This is a genomic window from Phytoactinopolyspora endophytica (genome assembly GCF_004138495.1).
Lineage (GTDB): Bacteria > Actinomycetota > Actinomycetes > Jiangellales > Jiangellaceae > Phytoactinopolyspora > Phytoactinopolyspora endophytica.
Map to the genome: position 1 here is coordinate 3,952 of NZ_ML142887.1, position 5,710 is coordinate 9,661.

A 5,710-nucleotide genomic window follows, 5' to 3' on the forward strand; every position below is an offset into this window, starting at 1 on the left:
CCGGGGATGCGAAACGGGCGTTCCTGTTCCTCGCTGACTTCCCTGACGCCGCGCTCGTCGGGTTGTCGGGAGTAGCCGTGATTGACCCGGTACTCAAGGCCGACATGCTCGCCCAGCTGGTGAACCTGCCGACAGTCACCGGTAGCCATCGCTTCCGCGTTATCACCTTCCCTGGGTTGGCGACCGTGCACACAAGGTGTCCGTGATGGCGCCCGATTTCAACGCCGCTCGGCGGGAGTTGAAGCGGGCCCGGGTAAGCGCCGCTCTTGGTGCGCTGGTGGGTTCGGATGTGGTGGCACGGAACCGGAACCGCCTCCTTCAGCTTCTCGCCACCGATTCAGTCGACAGGTCATTGTCTTTTGAGGATTTGAGCGTCGACCAGGTGGAGACAGTGATTTCGATCGCGGTCGCTACAGTCGAAGAATCGGGTGATGATTCGGTCGCCGTGTTGTTGATGTGCGTACGGGTGCTCGCTGCTGACGGACAATTCGCGCGACTCTCGCTGCTCGCGGAAAGACTAGACGCGGCCTCGCGCCCATTCGAGTTGGAGCGACCTTACTGGACGTTGACGCTGTCGGCGTTCGCGGACTCAGTACGTGGTCACCGGCAGCAAGCTCTACAGGCATTGAACGAACGTCTCGGGATTGGCCGCGGCGGTGTTGCGGAGGACCGACTAGCTGGAACGCCGCAGCACGTTGATGACATCGTCGCGGCGACCGCCCTTCGCGTTGTCCTCAGCTCGCCCGGAGATGAGTTCGTCTATCAGGCGCGCAACCGCGCGCTGTCTCGGGGGGATGGCGTTGGGCTCGCGTACTTCGATGCCCTTATCGCGTGGTCTGAGGCAGTGAGGGTCGCAGCACCGTCCGTTGTGCTTCGTGGATCGGACCCCGTGTTCGAGTCCGATGCGCTGGAGGGCTATTTGTCAGCTGTGCCGGTACCAGCGCTGTTCCCGGCGCAGATGGCCGCGATCGCCGCCGGTGCGACCCTGGACGATACGCGGGTGATTGCCTTGCCGACCTCGAGCGGGAAGACATTCATCGCGGAGCTCCGAATCGTCGCGACGTTGACACGCAACCCGGGCACGCGTGCCATCTACGTGGCTCCGTACCGACTGCTGTCGCGCCAGGTGGAGCGCCAGCTGCGGCCGGGACTGCGCGCGGCCGGTCTCGCTATCCGTGACCTGGGCAGCGGCTACGATCCTTCTGCTCTGCCGTCGGACGACGTCGCGGACGTCATCGTCTGCACCCCGGAGCGGCTCGACGGGCTCATGCGACTGGCCGCCTCTTCCGCGGCCGGACACACGGAGGCAGCGGACTTCCTCGACAACTGCTCGGTCCTTGTGTTCGACGAATTGCATCTCATCGGACGCCCGGGTCGCGGCCCCAGGTTCGAGCTGATTCTTGCCCGGTTGCGGATGCGCAACCCAGACCTGAAGTTGCTGGGGCTAGCCGCGGCGACGCACGGCAGCCAGGAACTGAGCGAATGGCTGGGCGATGAGCCACTGAGCCCTCGATCAGGCCGACCGACTGGGACGTTGGAGCTGGTCTGGGAGACCGACGGCACCATTAAGCAACGGGCATTCCAAGCGAACCCGAGCACTGTCATGAGCATGCCCCGAAGGACCGCCATCGACGACGCGGCTGTTCTACTCTTGCGGTTGAACGATGAGTACATGCCGGCACTTGCAATCTGCGTAAGTCGACCGCGGGCTGAGAGTCTCGCGAAGAAGGTTCTCAAGGGCAGCGCTGTGAAGGGCGAACAGTGGCGCACCAGTCTCACGCACGACCAGTGGCGCACCGTTCTCACCGCGATTGAAGAAGTGCGTGCGCTCCTTGGTGAGAATCACCCGCTGGCACAGATGATGAACAGTGGAATCGCGTTCCATCACGCGGGTGTGCCGACACATGCGCTGGAGCAGATCGAACGACTGGTACGTCGAGGGCTCCTGCGTGTCGTGTGCGCAACGACCACCGTCGCCGAGGGCGCCGACATGCCGTTCCGTGTCGTGGTTATCCCGCATCTGAACTTCCCAGGTCCGAGCCGGCGGTTGGAGCGCGACCTGTATCTGAACATCATCGGGCGCGCAGGTCGAGCGAACGTGGCTGTCGAAGGGATGGTGTTCATCCTCGACTCAGACTCGAAGATGCTCAGCGGCCTGGTGAGAAACTCGCTGTGGCAGACCTCGGCAAGGGATGTGCTGCGTGGCCAGTTGAATAACGTCTCCCTCGGTCCCGCGACAGTCGAGGAGTGGAACGACTTCGCGGACATCGAGTCGCAGGTCCTGGCCTGGCTCACCGATCCGTCTAGTTACGTAGAGGGGCAGGCCCTGGCGCTGAGCGAGCAGACGTTCAGCTACGACCAAGGCAACAACTCGGAGAAACAGACAGTCACCTACATCGTCGACCAGTTGATGTGCCACCTCGAGACCGACGGATACGCAGTTGCTGGTAGCCCACTTCGCGCAACTGCACGGGGCTCGATTGCACAGCTGACCGGGCTTTCCCTCCCGGCCGTACATCGCTTATCGCTGGCAGTCGAGCGCGGCCGAGACGGATGGATGAGCCAACTTCCAGGGACAATGCACTTGACCTCGCAAGTCGCGGAGCTGGTAGCCAGAATGACGTTCGAGGCCCCGGAGGTGTTCCAGCACGGCCTGTGGTTCCGCCGGAACGCGAAGGCTGCCGACGCGTGGGACGCACTATCGCGGTTTGCTTACCAGGCTGACACTGAACATCTGGGCTCGACCGACCATGAGCTCGACATTCAGCTTTTCACCGACTGGCTCATGGGCGCGAGCTACGCGCGACTAGCTGAGATGGCCGACGTCGCCCAGGCTGCGACGGCACTATTCGGCGGACAGGACGAGTCGAAGAGAATCTCGGATGCGACCGAGTACATCGGCAAGCTCGTCTATCCGGCTAGCTGGGTGTGGTCAGGCGCGCAGATCGTCGCCGGTGAATTAGGCGACACATTCCCATCATTCATCCGTGGCGCCATCGAGTACGGGGTGCCGAATGAGACGTGTGTGCAACTCATCGAACGGGGTCGTCTGACCCGCCGAGCGGCGCTTACCATTTCCGGGCTCTCAGACGCCGGGTGGGACGAGGCAACAACCTGGCTGCTCGGTGATGGCAACGTCGACGATGCCGCCGCCCTGCTTACCCGCGCTGATGGGGAGCGGCTCCGTGACCTTCGTGACGCGCTCGAGTTCGAGGAGTGACTCTACTCGTCCCTCACCGACTCTCATTGGCGGATCGGAAGCGAGACCACGTGCTGGAACGATAGGCCTGTATCGGTCGCCTCTCCGTCGGCCCGCATCAGTAGGCCACTAGACACCAGGTCGCGGACAACGGACATGGCTTGGCTCTCCTTGAAGACCGTGTTGTACAGCGCGAACTTGCGAAGCTCGTGGATCGGCGACCGGTGGCCCGGGAGTATGTTGAGATGGTCCAGGATGAGGCGTTTCAGCGGGGCCGTGTGCGGCTCCAGTTCGATTGCCAAGGTCTCCTGGCTCGGGTCGCGTGGGTCTCGGTAGCCGACGCCGGCGATGTCATCGACCTCCCACATGGCCTCTTTCATCTTGGTGAGGCCTTTCGGGTGCGTGGTCCCGAAGACGAGGAATAACGACTGGCCACGCGTGTCGACCAATTCGAAGTCGAGGACGAAAGGGAAGCCGGCAGCTTGGATAGTCTGGCGGTATCTCTGCAACAGCCAGCGCTCCTTCGCTTCAGATGGTTGCTGCACCACCGCACGCCACCCACTCGCACCGAAGACCCGGTCGCCATGGGTGATGTCGTCGACCGCCGCGAATCGCGAGAAGTACTGCGGCTGCATGGTGATGATCACTTCGCTGCTGGGATTTCCGGCGATGCGCTTTACCAGTTCGAATGAGACAGCGCCGCCCCAAGTGTCGAGCACGGCGAGGATCGGGCGATCCCATGCCTTCACCCGAGTCAGGATGCGTTCGAGTTGTGGTTCGCACTCCCCGTTCTCGATCGCGATCTGGACGCCGTGTTGGGACAATTTGTCAAGCGGTACCGGCTGAGCTGCCTTGGCCAGTTCTCCTGGGAGCATGTCGATGCAGCGCTGGTCGAGGTCGACAAAGACGAACCGCACGCCGCCGTTCTTGACCTTCGTTCTGATATTGGGATTCTCAACCAAGGTCCGCAAGGCGATGACGGGCGAGCCCGGCGAGCCGTCGAGGTAGACGCCTGGCCCTGCGAATCCCTCGGCGTAGGTGATGTTCGCTCCCCAACCCTTGACCATGATTGGCATCCACTTGCTGAGGTACCGCTCGTAGAGAGCGTGCTTGGCCTTAGTGTGGGGATCCGCCTTCCAAGGCACGGGGTTCTGACCCGGCATGTCGCGCTCCTCACTGCCAGTCGAGATCCTGGGCTCGATCGCCTATCGCCGACGCCCGCCTTCGATCAAGGTGCTGCACTCAGCCCAGAAATGCGAGACTACACGGCAAGTCGTGGCATCTCGTCCCATGTTCGGCCGTCCAGGAGGCGGCCGTTGGCTTTGGAGGTGTGTCCGCCCCACTGCTTGAAGAAGAAGGCCACGTTGGCCACAAGACATTGGTCTCGGATCTCTGTTGCCCACATCGGATCCATCGGTCGAGCGCGAGCCCCCGATTCGCCTCCGACGATCACCCAGTGGATGCCTTCGAGATTCAAGTCTGGGAGGGGACCGAGCAGTGGCTCACACGAGAGGAATCGGCGGGCGCTGGGGACATTGCGCAACTGATCGATGCGTTCTACAACCTTACTCGACTCGACCGACACCCCCATCCACAAGTTGTCAGGCCAGTCGAGCCGATCGGCCATCCGCTGAAGCCTGTGGGCTCGCTTGGTCAGGGCTTGATACGTGTGCTGTGGAGTCTCGCGGATGACGTCAAGAACGTCTCGGACGAAGCTAATCGGGACCTTGGCATGGAACAGGTCGCTCATCGAGTTCACGAACACCAGACGCGATCCGCCCCACCTGAAGGGTTCAGCGAGCGACTTGGGGTGGGTGGTCACGCCGAAGCCGGGTCCGCTGGTCCGAGGATCGCCATCATTCTGATACTTCGCGACGCCCATCGCCTTGAGGCGTCTCGACAGTGCCAGGGCGTAGCAGTTGTCGCATCCAGCGGCTACACGATCACATCCCGTGACAGGGTTCCAGGTGGTCTCGGTCCACTCGATCGCACTATTAGTAGCCACCGTCGCTCCTAGTTCTCGGGTGCGGCGCACCAACCCCGGCGCAGTTGTGAGAGCGCCGGGTGTGATCAGTGTGACAGGTGCAACCATTCTATGGATGCGATCAGGTACGGCATCCCGCAAGGGACGAAGAGAAGTTGCGCCATACCGCTAATGACGTGACGGGTGTGCGCCAGGATCCTAGCCGCGTGATGTTCGAGGCCCAGCCCCACTACGTTGCCGTCGTCTTCAACCGCCCTGCCAGCCCGGACAACATCGCCCCCTCGGCTTCGAACCAGATGACACATATCAGCAATCGGCTGGAAGAACGCCCAATGGCGTGACGTCGCTTGGGTCCATCAGACGCTCTGCGAGGCCGCAGGCCACCCTCCGAGCCTCGCTGGCTGCCCCTGAACCCCGGGAGATCGCCTGTACCAAGCAGCGATCCCGTCGATAGGCTCGCTGCCCATGACCGATCTGGATGAGCAGGGACGCCCGGAGCCACCGCTCACCGGCAACGAGACCGCCAC

The 5,710-nt window shown here is 62.6% G+C and carries 5 protein-coding genes; 3 read left to right on the plus strand and 2 right to left on the minus strand.

What is annotated here, in order from left to right; genetic code table 11:
- The coding region (locus ELR45_RS36275; protein WP_165368351.1) for a hypothetical protein at positions 1-206 on the plus strand (206 nt) is incomplete at its 5' end.
- Positions 207-889: 683 nt separating this feature from the next.
- A complete protein-coding gene (locus ELR45_RS33975; protein ID WP_165368352.1) occupies positions 890-3,220 on the plus strand; it encodes a DEAD/DEAH box helicase in 2,331 nt (776 codons plus the stop codon).
- A gap of 23 nt (positions 3,221-3,243) precedes the next feature.
- Here the strand turns inward: ELR45_RS33975 and ELR45_RS33980 are convergent, their stop codons facing one another.
- Together ELR45_RS33980 and ELR45_RS33985 are read right to left on the minus strand one after the other, a co-directional pair.
- Positions 3,244-4,362, minus strand: coding sequence for a three-Cys-motif partner protein TcmP (locus ELR45_RS33980; protein WP_129670233.1), 1,119 nt, complete (start codon positions 4,360-4,362; stop codon positions 3,244-3,246).
- A gap of 98 nt (positions 4,363-4,460) precedes the next feature.
- Entirely contained in the window at positions 4,461-5,204 is a 744-nt protein-coding gene (locus tag ELR45_RS33985; RefSeq protein WP_129670234.1) for a DUF5131 family protein, read from the minus strand.
- 185 nt (positions 5,205-5,389) lie between these two features.
- Between ELR45_RS33985 and ELR45_RS42245 the strand changes: the two genes are divergently transcribed.
- On the plus strand, positions 5,390-5,524 hold the full coding sequence (locus ELR45_RS42245) for a hypothetical protein (protein WP_276320765.1): 135 nt from the start codon (positions 5,390-5,392) through the stop codon (positions 5,522-5,524).
- Positions 5,525-5,710 lie beyond the last annotated feature (186 nt).

What these genes read in the sequence shown, in the direction of transcription:
- ELR45_RS33980 (WP_129670233.1), bottom strand. Translation starts at nt 4,362, where the DNA reads ATGCCGGGTCAGAACCCCGTGCCTTGGAAGGCGGATCCCCACACTAAG.